This window comes from Candidatus Cloacimonadota bacterium (assembly GCA_034722995.1).
GTDB lineage: Bacteria > Cloacimonadota > Cloacimonadia > JGIOTU-2 > JGIOTU-2 > JAGMCF01.
In genome coordinates, this window is sequence record JAYEOL010000033.1 from 2736 (window position 1) to 16746 (window position 14011).

Below are 14011 nucleotides of genomic sequence, written 5' to 3' on the forward strand. Positions count from 1 at the left end.
GAAAAAATTGGATTAGTTGAGTATGGAGCTCAAATCATGAGCACAATTACTGCAACTACTTTTATAGTTATGCTTATCGGTCCAATTTTTCTTAAATATGCACTGTTTAAGTCTGGCGAGGCAAAAGGATGAAATTCTCACCGCCTACCTTTTCACCCTTCGTCCCGATTTATCGGGACTACGGAGAACGGGCATTAAAACTTCGGTAAGGCAGGCAGAGACACCCTACTTCGTCAAGACTACAAAGGGCAGGCAGAGAACACAGAGAAAAAATTATAATTTTTTAAGAAATATGATTATGATATAAACTCGTTTTTAAAAATAATAGTTAATGATTTTTAAGATGCTTTTCTTTTTAAAGCTTTTCTGAAAAATTAATTATAAAATCTTTGTGTCCCCGCGAACGCGGGGATGGAGTCTTTGTGGCAAAAATCAGGAGATAAGTATGTATATGATTTTACAATTATATAAAGAGAAATATTTAGACGATGTTATGATGGCATTAGCAGAAGCCGGGGTTGAAGATACAATTGTTCTAAGTGGAGAATCTCTAAGCCATAAGATGGCTTTTAGTATGCCATTGTTTGCCGGATTTCGCAAAACTGTTGGAGCTGAAAAGGGATATGCAAATATCATACTGGCAATCGCAGACGAGGAACAGATAGATTTTATGTTACAGGAATTAAAGAAGTCTGATATAAATTTTATTGATGATGAAATAGGTAAGATTGTGTTGTTGCCAGTTGAAAAAGTTATATAAAATTAAAAGTTATCTACAATATTGATAAAAGATGAAATAGGAGAAACAATGAAAAAAACAATGATAAGATTAGGTGTTATTCTATTAATTCTCTTTATTATTGGTTGTACTCAAACAAATGAAGTAGCATCCGTAGATGGTGAAAAACTTGTTCGTCAATTATGGTCTGATTTCAAAAGGAATAATAGGGATGTTCTTGAAAACTGGATTGCTGATGGCTTTCAATCTGTTCATGAAGATGGAGCAAGAGGTGGAGAGGAAGAGATCAAACTTCTTATGAATCTCAATCTTGGTGAATATACGCTTGACAATTTCAAAACAACTCAAAACGGGAATATAGTAATTATTACTTATACTGTATCCGCACTTGAAACGATAGAAGGAAAAGTATTGCCAACTGCACCTGCAGAGAGACTTTCTGTATTTAAAAAAATTGGTAACGATTGGAAATGGATTGCTCATGCAAACTTAAATCCGATGAATAAGTAGATTGTGGTATAAACCCGAGTCGGGTTTGTGGAACTCGACTCGAGTTTATAAATATTTCACTTGACAAACTTAAACCAATTAGATTTTTTTAATAAAAAAATAGAGTGAATTTACAAGGTGTTAAATTAGTGAGTCTGCATAATTTAATTGTAGACTAAAAAGGGAATCCAGTTAAAATCTGGAGCGGTCCCCGCCACTGTAAACAGCATATTCTTGGAAAAAGTCACTGATTCCGACATGTTCTCCTTCGGGGGATATATCGGGAATGGGAAGGCTTTTTCTTACTAAGCTGTGAGCCCCGTTAGATAGTAAACATCTAACGGGGTGAGCCAGGAAACCTGCCTTGTAATTGTTTTCCGAAAGTCTTTCGGTGGAAAGGATTGAGGTCAAAATAAATTTTTTATAGACCCAATTTCAACCGAGATTGGGTCTTTTTGTTTCAAAATTAAAAATAGAAAATTATAAATCAAAAATTAAAATGAAAAAAATTATATTTCAAATACTTATTGTAATGACTAATGGGACTAAAAACACCATTAAAAATGGTGTTAAGATCATTGCAATTTAATTGTAATTAGTAATTTTAAATAGATTTAATTTTATGAATAAAATATTGTTCGTGTTAGTTCGTGTAGTTCGTGGCAAAAAAGGGATTTACATATGAAAAAGATTATGTTTCTATTACTTATAGCAATAATCATTGTTTGTTGTTCAAAAACAGAAACAGAAATAACAACACTAAAACCAGGTCTTATTATTCTCTCTCCTGAAATTGCAGAAATCGTATGTGCTCTTGGTGGTGAAAAAAATATTATTGCAGTTACAAACGAATGCAATTATCCTGAAATACTAAAATATAAAGAAAAAGTCGGAAGTTTCAGCAGTCCAAATATTGAAAAAATTATAGCTTTACACCCAGATATGATATTCATTTCTGGATTGGAACAAGAGGTAATAAAAAGTCGGTTAAATAAGCTCAACTTGCCTGTCTATCAATTCTATCCGAAAAGTATAAATGATTTACTTAAAACATTTGAAGAAATAGGCATACTGCTTGGCAAAGAGAAATCTGCTTCTGAAATTATCCGAAATTACAAAAAAGAATTAAACGCAATTCATATCCCTGCAACAAAGCCAAAGGTTTATGTTGAAATCTACAATAAACCACTTATGACTGCTTCTTCAAACTCCTTTATCGGAGATTTAATAGAAAAAAGTGGTGGTGAAAATATCTTCCCAACTTTGCCAAGAGATTATTGCCATGTATCAGCAGAAAGCATTGTAGAAAAAAATCCAGATATTATTATAGTAACCTATCAAGGAATATCCAGGTCAGAAATAAAAAAAAGGCTGGGATGGGAAAATGTTAGTGCTATTAAAAATAATCGTATTTATACAACTGAAGATATTGAGGTGGATCTAATTGTTCGTGCAGGACCAAGAAGTATAGAGGGAATAAAAATTTTATCAAAAGTATTCCAGGACTTTAATGAGAAATAGAATTATAATTATAGTTTCTGTTTTGATATTATCTGCAATAGTACTATTTGCTTTGCTTAATGGTAGTGCCTCAGTTAATATTTTTTCATTATCAGAAACTGGCAGAGACATACTCTTTAGAATTCGGATTCCACGAATAGTTTTAGGACTTATTACTGGATTGGTTTTAGCAACGAGCGGAGGTGTTCTTCAAGGTATGCTGAATAATCCACTTGCAGAGCCATATCTTCTGGGAATATCCTCGGGTGCAGCATTGGGAAGTATAATTGCAATAGTGTTGAATAAGATTTTTTTGATGCCAATCTTTGGATTTGGAGGTGCTTTGTTGACAATCATATTAGTCTGGAAAATCGGGAAAAAGGGTAAAATAATTCACCGCACACAACTTATCCTCTCTGGAATTATCATTAGTCTTTTCTTTTCTGCTATAATTGCACTTTTGATGAGCATCTTTCAAAGAGAATTAGGCCAGATATTTTCAATTCTGATGGGAAATTTAGGATATATATTCTCAAAATCATCTATAAGCATTTTATGGATAATGGTGGGTATTTCTATTATTGGTGTAACTCTCTTAAATATTTTTTCTAACCGTATAAATATTTTATCTCTGGGTGATTATACGGCTGACAGTTTAGGTGTAAATGTATACAAAACGAGAAAATTTCTATTTATTATAACCTCACTTTTAGTTGGGATGGTTGTTGCTTTTACTGGAATAATAGGTTTTGTTGGCCTTATCATTCCGCATATCTGTAGAATTTTAGTAGGTCCTGACAACCGATATTTATTGCCTCTTTCAGGAATTTTGGGTGCTGGCTTTCTGGTCTTTTGTGATACTATTGCCCGTTCAATTTTGGTGATAGAGCTTCCTGTTGGAGTAATAACTGCATTATTCGGGGCTCCTTTTTTTGTATATCTTTTGAAGCAGAAACCTTAATTTCTTAATTGTAGAATATTAGATATTTGTTCTTTTATAGAAAAATAGAGTGAAAGATGAAAATTAGACCAGACTGATTTTTATTTTACCAATATCAGGAAATTTTTCTAACCGCTCATTTATTTCATGTTTTACATCCTGCAAAAATGGGTCATCTTTCTTAAGTGTAATCTCAATCAATATATTGTTCTTCTCATCCACTCCGATATATTTTACTAATCTTAAAGAAATAATGTCCACACCGATTTTTCCGTAGATGACTTTGTTCAACTCCCTCTCAATATTTTTCTTGTTTAATCCCTCATCAAATCTTTTTCCTAATTTCTTTCTTTCATAGTCCTTAATTGCAGAGCGGAGTGCATCTACAGCAAGTACAGAGCAGTGCATTTTTATTGGTGGTAAACCCCCCAAGGCATCTGCGGCTTGCTTCCAGGTAATCTTCTTTGCGTCTTCCAGTGTTTTACCCATTGCTAAATCTGTAATAATTGAAGCAGTTGCAATATTGGATGCACAGCCATAGGACTGGAATTTGATGTCTTCAATTTTGTAAGATTTTGGGTCAACTTTAAGGTAAACAGAAAGTTGGTCACCACATGCCGGGCTTCCTTCAGTTGCCATTGCATCTGGATTTTCAATTTTTCCAACATTGTGTGGATTCTGGAAATGCTCTATTACCTTTTCTGAATATTTTATTGCCATTCTATTCTCCAATCTTGTTCACCGCGGAGTCGCAGATTCACCCCGTTAGATAGTATACCATTTAGATACAAAACATTTAATAGCACAAGAACATCTAACGGGGGAACCGCAAAGATATAATTTTAACTTTTTCATTTTGCCTTCTCCCTTTTGCCTTTTAACTTTTTCCTAAAGGGCTTCGTCTTCGTAATTCTTTTATTACTTTTTCTAAAGCATCAACTGCTCGCATAATCCCTTCCTCTGTAACGAATCTATCCATTGTTAAGCGGATTGAACCATTTGCTTCTTCTGGTGTCCTGCCTGTTTGTGTCAAAATATAGTTTGGCTGAAGATTTTGTGAAGAACACGCTGCACCTGTTTCAACATAGATTTGTTCAAAATCCAACATCATCATTATCGCTTCACCTTCAACATAGGCAAACGAAATATTGAGATGTGCTGGGCTTCTTTCTCCCAAATTAGGTCCATTTAATTGCACATCTGGAATCCTTTTGAAAATCTCCTCATAAAGCAGTTTTTGTAATTTACGATACTTTGCAATCTGCACATCAAAACTTTCAAATGCAAGTTCAACAGCTTTCCCCATTCCAACTATGGCGGGCACATTTACCGAACCTGGTTTAAGACGGTGCAGACGAGTAATACCATATTGAATTGGAACAATCTTAGTCCCCTTTTTTAGATATAAAACCCCAACTCCTTTGGGTCCATTGAATTTATGCCCAGAAATGGAAAGTGCATCTATTCCAAGCTTTTTAACATCAATTGGAATTTTCGTATATGCCTCGCAGGAATCTAAAAAAAGATAGATTTTATGATTCGCGTTTTGCAGAATTTTACTGATTTCTTCAACTTGTTGTATGGTGCCCAAAATATGATTAACATGTGTAAATGCAACCAGAGTTGTGTCGTCTCTAATTGCTTCTTTTAATTCCTCCAAATTCAGATAGCCATCCCGATTTGCAGAAATATATGTGCCTTTATATCCTTCCTTCTCCAATGCACTGAAGACTGCCAAAATTGCTGGATGTGAAACCACTGAAGTAATGAAGTGTTTCCCTTTATCTTTGTTTGCATACATTATTCCTTTGATTGCAATATTATTTGCATCAGTCCCGCCAGAAGTAAAAATACTTTCTTTTGGCTCAGCATTAAGAGAATTTGCGATTGTCTTCTGCGAGTTCTCAATTGCTTCAGCAATCTCAGTTCCAATACTTGTAAAAGGTCCCGGATACCAAAACTTATCTGTTAAATATGGCATCATTGCATCTAAAACTTCAGGTGCAAGTCTGGAAGTTTTACAGCAGTCTAAATAGACTTCATCATTTTTCATCTTTCACTCCGAGAAATTATTTTCCAAGAACTAACCCCGTTAGATAGCACCCTATTAAATATGAAGTATCTAACGGGGCTAACACGAACTATCACTAACTGTATTATATTATAATTTTGTGTTCGTGCAAGTTAGTGTTGTTCGTGGTTAATAATCCTTTTTCAAGAAGCTTGCAAGTGTATATGAATCAAGGAAATCATTAATATGTGTATTAAACTTATTCCAGAAATCTTTAAATATGCATCTATCAAAAAATTCGCAGGACATATCAATCCTTCTATCTTTACAGTTATGAATAGAAATATGTCCTTCTGCAGCTTTCAGAAGCTGTTTCATTGTTATATTCTCTGGCTTATCAGTAAGAACATATCCTCCATTCTTGCCCAAAGTAGATTTTACTATACCAGATTTTTTCAGACTGGAAAAAAGTTTCTCAAGGTATTTTCTTGGAATATGCTGATTCAAAGCGATTTTGGATATAGAAATTGGATGCCCCTCTTTACTGACAGCCAATTCATACATCGCTCTCAAAATATAATCAGCATTTATAGAAATTTTCATGATTTCTTTATTCCTGTAAATTTTTTAACTAAAACATACTAAAATAGTAGGAGTTTGTCAAGGAAAATATGATAAAAATTAAAAATCTTTCATTCCAATATGATAGAGATATAGTTCTTAAAAATATCTCATTAGAAATTAAAAAACATGACTTTATTGGAATAATCGGACCAAATGGAGCTGGAAAATCTACTTTACTAAAATGTTTAAGTGGATTTTTGAAAAGTAAAGAAGGCAAAATTTTCCTTGGGGACAAACCAGTAGAAAGTTATGAGAAAATTGAATTGGCAAAACAAGTATCAGTTGTTACACAGCAATCTTACTATGAATTTGATTTTTATGTGAAAGATATTGTTTTAATGGGGAGATTTCCATATCTTAGGTTCTGGCAAAATTTCAGGAAATCTGATGAAAAAGCAACAAAAAATACGCTTAAGGAATTAGAACTATCTCATTTAGCAAATAGACGCCTATCTGAATTAAGTGGAGGAGAATTCCAGCTTGTTATGATTGCAAGAGCATTGAACCAGGATACAGATATTCTTCTTCTTGATGAGCCTGCTGCACATCTGGATATTCATCATCAGATTAGAATTTTTTCCATACTAAAAAAACTTAATTTAGAACAGAAAAAGACAATCATTTCAGTTTCTCATAATATAAATCTTGCTGCGGAATTTTGTGATAAGATTTTGATTCTGGCAGATGGAGAAATCGCTGACTTCGGTAAAGTAAAAGAAGTTATAAATGAAAAGCAATTATCAAAAATCTATCAGGTGCCTGTAAGAGTGGTGAATAACCCTTTTACAGAGAAACCAAATATTGTGTATGATTATGAAAAATAGCCGTCAATTTATATCTTTCAAGTTTCAAGTTTCAAGTTTCAAGTTTCAAGTCGCTAATCACTTAAAAGTATGGTCAGCATTGGTTTTTATTTTAATACTAATTGCACCAAGTATCTGCTCAGCAGAGATTAGAGGAAGGGTCATCAGCCAGAGAGATAACACAGCAATACCATTCGCAAAAGTGGAATTCTTGCTGCATAATCAGATAACTCTATCCAACCAAAATGGATATTTCGTTTTGGAAAATAAAGGAGAAAAAGGAAAGTTGAGAATCTCTTCCATAGGATATAAAACAGAAACAATAAAAATTACACCTGAGATGACCAAGGGAATTGTCATGAAACTAAAAATAGAACCGATAGAAATTTCAGGAATCAGTGTAAAAGGCGAAAGGATGGGCTCTCTAACTTATCTTACTAATAATGTAGAGATTGTAGATTTGAATGAGCAAAATTCTGCAAATCTATTTGATGCATTAGAATCTGCTGCTGGTGTGGTTATCCATAAGAATTTGGGTGGTGAAAAAACAATTTCTCTAAATGGCTGCAATGCAAGACAGATAGGAGTTATGATTGATGGTGTTAAAGTAAATGTTGGAGGAAGTGCATTTAATATTGGACAGATACCATTAGAAATGGTTAATAAGATAGAAATTGTTTCAGGCAATGCCTCTGCTATATCTGGGGATTCATCTCTTGGAGGAATTGTAAATTTCATATTAAAACATCCTGAAAAAACGGGCTCAGGAAATTCATTCATTTTTGGAGTTGGAAGTTGGGAAAGCTATAAAGGAAATTATCTCGGGAAATTTAATTTAGAAAATACCTCTCTACTTGTAAATATATCCACAGAAAAATCAAAAAATGATTTTAAATACTATAATATAACTGAACACAAAAAAATCGGACGCAGTAATAATGATTTTTTTAACCGTTCATTAGTAATAAAAACTCAAACAAAATTAAGCACTAAAATCACAGGCACATTCTCCTTTCTTCTTCAAAATGCAGATAAAGGCATACCCGGTCAAACAACAGATTATATGTGGTATGGTAATGCAACAGCCTTTGCAAAACTATACAATTTTAAAAATGAGCTAAATTTTGATTTTAAAAATAGCAAACTAAATTTTAGAAATTTTTATCAGATACAGAAAAGTCATTTTAAAAATTTAGAAGCGGATATTTTTCATCAGTATCACTCCAAAAATCAAACTAATCTTTTTGAAACAGAAATTGGATGGGAATTGTTTAAAAAATCATTCAATAATCATTTCAAAATTGGTTGTAGGGTTGAGAGTTATAAATTTGATAATTTGCTTGAAACCAGCTTAGAACAATCTATCCCCAAAAAGTATCGCAAGTTCATTTACTTGTCTAACTCAAGTAAATTATCAACAAGAAATAGAATTTTTGAAATAGACTTTATCCCCAATATGAGACTGGATAATATTATTGATGACAAAACAAGGTATTCCACAAAATTAGGATTAGAAATCACTCCGAAATTCGTTACAAATTTATCTTTTGCAGTAAATTTTGGCAACTCCTATCGTATGCCAGAATTCACATCACTTTTCTGGAAAGGTGATTCGCGGGTTAAGGGAAACCCTGACTTGCAGCCAGAAAAATCTAAAGGATTGAATGGAGAAATCAAATGGAATCCTGATTTTATGGAATTTACACTTTCTGGCTTCATTAATAGAATTGAAGGTTTGATATATTGGTATAGAAGTGCAATGGGAATCTGGAAGCCAGACAATTTAGCTGATACGCAAATCTCTGGAATTTCAGGAAAAATCAATCTGCCAATATGTGATTGGCTGTCACTCTCATCCACAGCCACAAGATTTTATCCAATCAATAAAACCAGGGACTCTGACCATTACAATAACTACCTACTATATCGTTCATTGTATAAGGTCCATAACTGTCTGAACATAAAAATCTCAAAATTTGGACTTTCTTTCGACACAAACCATATTGGAGAGCAATATGATAATTTCAGTAACACAGTGAAACTCAAAGGCTACCAAACATTTGATTTGAGTTGTAACTTTTCTCAAAGAATAAATAATCATTTTATTCTGGATTTAACTTTTTGGTTAAAAAATTTATTAGACGAGGAATACGAATTGTATCGTCATATTCCTGCTTCTGGCAGGAACTATGAAGCCAAATTGCAAATTAAATATAAATGAAAATTATGAGTTATGCTCCTCTATGCTTGTTATTCTAATTTCATTTCTGGCTATGGCTTACTCCACCAAAACGGGTGTCATTCCCGCGAAAGCGGGAATCCAATAAAATAAAAAATTAAGAAAGGAAAAAAGATGAAAAAAATAACAGCACTTGCATTAATGCTTCTGTTCGCACAGACATTATTTGCAGGAATAGTGTATATTGTGAACGGAGATAGTGAAACTCTATCAAAATATGACACAGAGACGGGAATAGTATTTAATAACATCCTAACACTTGGTGAATATGCAAACCAGATATTTATTTGTGAAGATAAAGGGTTTGTGATAAATTCTGGTGAGCATAATATTCAGGTTATTGACCTGATTAATGAAAACACGATTGGATTTATAAACTGTCCAAACGGTTCAAACCCCTACTGGATGACCATCCGCCAGCTGGCGGATGGTAGCAAAGGATATGTAACTGGACTTTTTACGAATAAAGTTTACATTTTCAATCCCGACAACTATATAGTTACTGGCTCAATTGATGTTGGTTCTGGACCTGAAGGATTATATTTCTATGAAGACAAATTGTATGTTTGTAATACCTGCTACGGCTCACCGAATGGCACAATTTCTGTAATTGATATTGATACTGACTCAGTGATAGAGACAATTCAAGTTGGAAACAATCCACAATTTTGTGAGGTGGATGCTAATGATAAATTGCATGTGGTCTGCACAGGCAATTATGCTGATATATCAGGGGAAGTTTACATAATAAACATATACGATTACACAGATTATGATGTGCTTGAAATAGGTGGCTCTCCGACAAAAATTGGAATTCATAATAATGGGACGGTTTATCTTGCAGATGGAATGGGGCAAGGATATATGGCTTATGACAGCCAAACTCTGAATATAATTCATCCGAGTACTAATCTTTTTGCCTCAGGCGGTTGCTTTGTTAGATCTGCTCCTGACGGGAATATCTATCTTGGTGATGCATTAGATTGGGTTAATAATGGAGTAGTATCTATTTATTCTGCTGATGAGGTTTTGTTGAATACCATCACTGTTGGCGTAATTCCGCAAGATGCTGGATTTTATAATTTTGATGTAGCAATTGATGATGATTTTCCAGAAAGAGATATATTTTCTCTCTCAAATTATCCAAATCCATTCAGCACTTCAACCACAATCTCTTTTAGTTTAGCCACGGATTTTCACCCGTCCTCCGCAGTCCCGATTAAATCGGGACGGAGGGTGGACAGATTTTCACAGATAAAAATTTATAATATAAAAGGGCAACTTATCAGAAAATTAAAAATTATAAATTATAAATTAAAAATTAATAAGGTTGTGTGGAATAGGAAAGATGCAAATGGACAGAAAGTTTCGCCCGGTATCTATTTGTATCAAGCCGAAATTGACGGTAAGAAATCAAAAATGAAAAAAATGATTTTACTAAAATAGTATGATAGTTTGTAGTGCATTTAATTCAAAGACGGTTAGGGTTGCGCGGCACGAATCGTTTTTACGTCAACCGTGCCGTTCCCCGTTAACCGCTTGCCGTTTCTAGCAGCGCAATCCCCGCGTCCGCGGGGATGGACGAAACACGAGATAAAGATGGAATATCAAGAATTCTTAGATGAGATTTTTGCAAAGACTGCAATTGATAGAAAGCTTGAGCTTTGTCATATAAAAGAATTTCTTGATGCAGTTGGCAATCCTGAAAAGAAGCTTCGGGCGATACATATCGCAGGAACAAATGGCAAGGGCTCAACTGCTGCGGCTGTGGAATCTATTCTGTATGCTCATAATTTGAAAGTCGGATTGAATACTTCTCCACATTTAGTTAATTATCAAGAACGATTTCGTATAAATAAAAAAGAAGTCCAACATACAAAAATAAAAAACTTATACGAACAATATCGTAATCTGCATAATAAATACGACACAACCTATTTTGAAATATCTACCAGCATTGCATTTCAGTTATTCTTGCAGGAGAAAGTTGATTATGCGATTATGGAGGTTGGCTTGGGTGGAAGATTGGATGCATCAGTATTGGTAAATTCTGTAATAACTGTGATAACTAACATTGATTACGAACATACCAAAACTCTTGGAAATACTCTCCCAAAAATTGCAAAGGAAAAAGCAGGAATTCTCAAAACCAATGTTCCTGTTGTTCTTGGTAAAATGAGACCAGCTGCAAGAAATACAATTATCCAAGAAGCCAGAAAAAAAGATTGTCCAATTATAAATTTCCAAAAAGAAGTAAAAATTTCAAATATAAAGCTTAATGAAGATTATGGAGTTTATGACTTAAATATCCCAAAATGTAATATTAATTATAAAAACATTAAATGCAACCTTGTCGGAAGACACCAGATAGATAATAGTGCACTTGCCATTTTAATTGTCGCTTCACTTTTTCAAAATGATGGAATAAAGCTTAATGAGGAAAAAGTAAAGACTGGCTTGAATTCAATTATATGGAAAGGTCGTCTACAAAAAATTTGTGATAGTCCGAAAATAATTATTGATGGTGCTCATAATCCAGATGGGATAAAATCTCTTGTTTATAATCTAAAACATATTTATAAATACAAAAAATTAATTGCTGTTATTGGAGTTTTATATGATAAAGACTTTAAGAGCATGATAAAACAGCTGTCAAGTATTGTTGATTTATTTGTGATATGCAAATCGCACTCACATCGTGCAGCGGAAATCAAAATATTATCAAAGGAAGTAGAAAAATACAAAAAAGATTATATTTTAGAAAATGATATAAATTTAGCTCTTGCAAAAGCAAAAGAATTTGCTGATAAAGATGATTTGATTTGTGTGACTGGGTCGCTTTATACGATTGGGGAAGTGTTGAAATTGGGGAGTGATATTAAAGATGGCTAACGCGAGAGTTCACCTGCCCGGCTTCCAAAGTTTTACGGCGGACAGGCAGAAACGCAACTTGGCTATATGTCCTCTCCGATATATTGGGGTAAAATTAACTCCAACTGGCACAATAACCGTTAGCATAAAGTCGACCTGCGTTTGGGTCAAGTGCAACAATTGTTAGGCACCGAATAATTTTATCATTATAATTGTAAATATTTTTTGAATTTTTGATCAATTACATTAAGTTGATTCTGAAACCATTTAAGTAATTCCGCATTCTTATCTATAATTTCTTTTCGTTTTTTTTCTTCAATCTTCCCAAGCTCTCCATTAATTGCTTTGAGCTGGTATACCATGTCAATGGCATTTTTATAAAACAACTCTATATAACCCTCAATATTATCGTCTTTATCAAAAAGAAATTTGGCGTGTCTTGTTTCTCTTAAAAGTTCAAGTGCTTTCTTATAATTTGAAGACCCGAAAACCATTATTTCACCTACGAATTTTTGCATTGCATCATAAATCTGCAATCGCTTTGGATAAGCTTCTAATTTTAGCATTGTTTTATTCAATTTGTTTTGTCTGACAGCAAAGAATGCTACAACACCAGTAAATATAGCCATTATGACACTTATAATAATATCAAACATATTCTCAATTTGCGTACTCCTTAATTTATATTAAGAGATGCCTAAAATATATTATACTGAATCATGCAGTATATCAATAAATGTTATTTCTTCACAGCTCATTTAAATTTTGTTAACTTTAGATATAAGTCTGTCGTATCTTTAATTCGTTTTATTGTCTGCCTATTTGATAGTATAGAAATATCATTTTGTTTGTAAAGTTGGATAAATTCTAAATTTAATCGCATTTTTGCTTCACTATCTATTTCTTGTAGTTCTGAATGTTTTAATTTGCATTTTGCTATATCAATAATGTTTTGCCTATTCTTCCATATAAATATGAAATTTGGGTGCGTAGTTCCAAGTTCTCTTGCTGTTTTACGAAATTGTGGCTTAAAATCCATATCATATAATCGTCTTGAAACTTCAAGCAGTTTTATTGCCCGGTATTTTTCTTGTAGGTTCATTAAGTTTTATGTTATATTTTTCAAAAAAATTAGACCTCATATATTCACTAAAAAACACATTTCTTCACAATCTATTTGAAGCTATCTCTATGAGTTGCAAGTTTTCTTTTTCTGTGAGTGGCTTTTCTCTTGGTCTACTGGGAAATAGCTCATCATACGCTTCAATAAGTATTTTTGACCTTATAGATATTTCCTCTATCGCAGGAGGGAACTCAAATTCCTGAAGGAGATATAATTTACTTTGATTCTTTTGGACTTTATCTAATAGGTGCTTGGCTCTTTCAATAGCTTTATTACCTCTTTTCAAGATACTTTCATAGCTTTCTCTATTCATTTTCATAATATACTCATCAGCTGAATACATTTGAAGTATACCTTGATAGAAAAGACTTGTCCCAAATAATAAGTCTTCTTGCTCTTCAATCCTTTTTATAAATAAGTCTATTTCTTTCATTTTTCCTTTAACCGTCTTGAAACTTCAAGAAGTTTAATTGCCCGGTATTTCTCTTGTAGGTTCACTAAGTTTTATTTTTCTTCGTCTCGTTTTTCTTTTTTGAAACATAAGAAAAGAAAATAACAATAAGCAATTAACACAACAGGTCCAAAACAATAAACAATAAATTCTGAAATATCATAATATCTTAAATCAGCAAAAGGATTATATAAAGGCTTTATTGTTTCAAATTTAAATAA

At 33.1% G+C, this 14011-nt stretch carries 14 protein-coding genes and 1 riboswitch; of the genes, 8 read left to right on the forward strand and 6 right to left on the reverse strand.

Going from position 1 to position 14011, the window contains the following annotated elements:
• Positions 1-445 precede the first annotated feature (445 nt).
• The 4 genes from U9R23_04450 to U9R23_04465 all read left to right on the forward strand — a co-directional run bounded on the left by U9R23_04450 (position 446) and on the right by U9R23_04465 (position 3689).
• A complete protein-coding gene (locus U9R23_04450) occupies positions 446-760 on the forward strand; it encodes a hypothetical protein (protein ID MEA3475673.1) in 315 nt (104 codons plus the stop codon).
• Between the two features lie 48 nt (positions 761-808).
• Complete coding sequence (locus tag U9R23_04455; GenBank protein ID MEA3475674.1) at positions 809-1249, forward strand: nuclear transport factor 2 family protein; 441 nt, start codon at positions 809-811, stop codon at positions 1247-1249.
• 98 nt (positions 1250-1347) lie between these two features.
• A riboswitch (cobalamin riboswitch) is annotated at positions 1348-1610 on the forward strand.
• 299 nt (positions 1611-1909) lie between these two features.
• Positions 1910-2749, forward strand: a complete 840-nt coding sequence (locus U9R23_04460) for a helical backbone metal receptor (GenBank protein ID MEA3475675.1) — start codon at positions 1910-1912, stop codon at positions 2747-2749.
• Positions 2739-3689: an iron chelate uptake ABC transporter family permease subunit gene (locus U9R23_04465; protein ID MEA3475676.1), complete on the forward strand. Its 951-nt coding sequence runs from the start codon at positions 2739-2741 to the stop codon at positions 3687-3689. Before U9R23_04460 ends, U9R23_04465 begins: the two co-directional genes overlap by 11 nt.
• A 63-nt stretch (positions 3690-3752) precedes the next feature.
• On the opposite strand, the gene U9R23_04470 is transcribed toward U9R23_04465, so the two are convergent.
• The 3 genes from U9R23_04470 to U9R23_04480 all read right to left on the reverse strand — a co-directional run bounded on the left by U9R23_04470 (position 3753) and on the right by U9R23_04480 (position 6282).
• Positions 3753-4388, reverse strand: coding sequence for an iron-sulfur cluster assembly scaffold protein (locus U9R23_04470; protein MEA3475677.1), 636 nt, complete (start codon positions 4386-4388; stop codon positions 3753-3755).
• A 157-nt stretch (positions 4389-4545) separates the two neighbouring features.
• Positions 4546-5721: a cysteine desulfurase family protein gene (locus U9R23_04475; GenBank protein MEA3475678.1), complete on the reverse strand. Its 1176-nt coding sequence runs from the start codon at positions 5719-5721 to the stop codon at positions 4546-4548.
• Positions 5722-5868: 147 nt separating this feature from the next.
• On the reverse strand, positions 5869-6282 hold the full coding sequence (locus U9R23_04480; GenBank protein ID MEA3475679.1) for an Rrf2 family transcriptional regulator: 414 nt from the start codon (positions 6280-6282) through the stop codon (positions 5869-5871).
• Between the two features lie 68 nt (positions 6283-6350).
• Between U9R23_04480 and U9R23_04485 the strand changes: the two genes are divergently transcribed.
• The 4 genes from U9R23_04485 (at position 6351) to U9R23_04500 (ending at position 12237) form a co-directional block, all read left to right on the forward strand.
• Positions 6351-7127, forward strand: a complete 777-nt coding sequence (locus tag U9R23_04485) for an ABC transporter ATP-binding protein (protein ID MEA3475680.1) — start codon at positions 6351-6353, stop codon at positions 7125-7127.
• Positions 7117-9327 carry a TonB-dependent receptor gene (locus U9R23_04490; GenBank protein ID MEA3475681.1) on the forward strand — a complete coding sequence of 737 codons (2211 nt, stop codon included), beginning with the start codon at positions 7117-7119 and terminating at the stop codon, positions 9325-9327. The genes U9R23_04485 and U9R23_04490 overlap by 11 nt, the downstream gene beginning before the upstream one ends.
• A gap of 132 nt (positions 9328-9459) precedes the next feature.
• A complete protein-coding gene (locus U9R23_04495) occupies positions 9460-10791 on the forward strand; it encodes a T9SS type A sorting domain-containing protein (GenBank protein MEA3475682.1) in 1332 nt (443 codons plus the stop codon).
• A gap of 153 nt (positions 10792-10944) precedes the next feature.
• A complete protein-coding gene (locus U9R23_04500) occupies positions 10945-12237 on the forward strand; it encodes a folylpolyglutamate synthase/dihydrofolate synthase family protein (protein MEA3475683.1) in 1293 nt (430 codons plus the stop codon).
• Positions 12238-12422: 185 nt separating this feature from the next.
• On the opposite strand, the gene U9R23_04505 is transcribed toward U9R23_04500, so the two are convergent.
• From U9R23_04505 to U9R23_04515, 3 genes are all read right to left on the reverse strand, one after another.
• On the reverse strand, positions 12423-12845 hold the full coding sequence (locus U9R23_04505) for a hypothetical protein (GenBank protein MEA3475684.1): 423 nt from the start codon (positions 12843-12845) through the stop codon (positions 12423-12425).
• A 125-nt stretch (positions 12846-12970) separates the two neighbouring features.
• Positions 12971-13318, reverse strand: coding sequence for a hypothetical protein (locus tag U9R23_04510; GenBank protein ID MEA3475685.1), 348 nt, complete (start codon positions 13316-13318; stop codon positions 12971-12973).
• A gap of 64 nt (positions 13319-13382) precedes the next feature.
• Positions 13383-13772 (reverse strand): hypothetical protein, encoded by a 390-nt coding sequence (locus U9R23_04515; protein MEA3475686.1) that lies wholly within the window; start codon positions 13770-13772, stop codon positions 13383-13385.
• Positions 13773-14011: the final 239 nt, after the last annotated feature.

Bases quoted from the DNA above. Each gene is read 5' to 3' on its own strand.
- U9R23_04500 (MEA3475683.1), top strand. From the start codon at position 10,945: ATGGAATATCAAGAATTCTTAGATGAGATTTTTGCAAAGACTGCAATT.
- U9R23_04485 (MEA3475680.1), top strand. From the start codon at position 6,351: ATGATAAAAATTAAAAATCTTTCATTCCAATATGATAGAGATATAGTT.
- U9R23_04490 (MEA3475681.1), top strand. From the start codon at position 7,117: ATGAAAAATAGCCGTCAATTTATATCTTTCAAGTTTCAAGTTTCAAGT.
- U9R23_04475 (MEA3475678.1), bottom strand. From the start codon at position 5,721: ATGAAAAATGATGAAGTCTATTTAGACTGCTGTAAAACTTCCAGACTT.
- U9R23_04505 (MEA3475684.1), bottom strand. From the start codon at position 12,845: ATGGCTATATTTACTGGTGTTGTAGCATTCTTTGCTGTCAGACAAAAC.
- U9R23_04465 (MEA3475676.1), top strand. From the start codon at position 2,739: ATGAGAAATAGAATTATAATTATAGTTTCTGTTTTGATATTATCTGCA.
- U9R23_04450 (MEA3475673.1), top strand. From the start codon at position 446: ATGTATATGATTTTACAATTATATAAAGAGAAATATTTAGACGATGTT.
- U9R23_04515 (MEA3475686.1), bottom strand. From the start codon at position 13,772: ATGAAAGAAATAGACTTATTTATAAAAAGGATTGAAGAGCAAGAAGAC.
- U9R23_04455 (MEA3475674.1), top strand. From the start codon at position 809: ATGAAAAAAACAATGATAAGATTAGGTGTTATTCTATTAATTCTCTTT.
- U9R23_04480 (MEA3475679.1), bottom strand. From the start codon at position 6,282: ATGAAAATTTCTATAAATGCTGATTATATTTTGAGAGCGATGTATGAA.
- U9R23_04470 (MEA3475677.1), bottom strand. From the start codon at position 4,388: ATGGCAATAAAATATTCAGAAAAGGTAATAGAGCATTTCCAGAATCCA.
- U9R23_04460 (MEA3475675.1), top strand. From the start codon at position 1,910: ATGAAAAAGATTATGTTTCTATTACTTATAGCAATAATCATTGTTTGT.
- U9R23_04495 (MEA3475682.1), top strand. From the start codon at position 9,460: ATGAAAAAAATAACAGCACTTGCATTAATGCTTCTGTTCGCACAGACA.
- U9R23_04510 (MEA3475685.1), bottom strand. From the start codon at position 13,318: ATGAACCTACAAGAAAAATACCGGGCAATAAAACTGCTTGAAGTTTCA.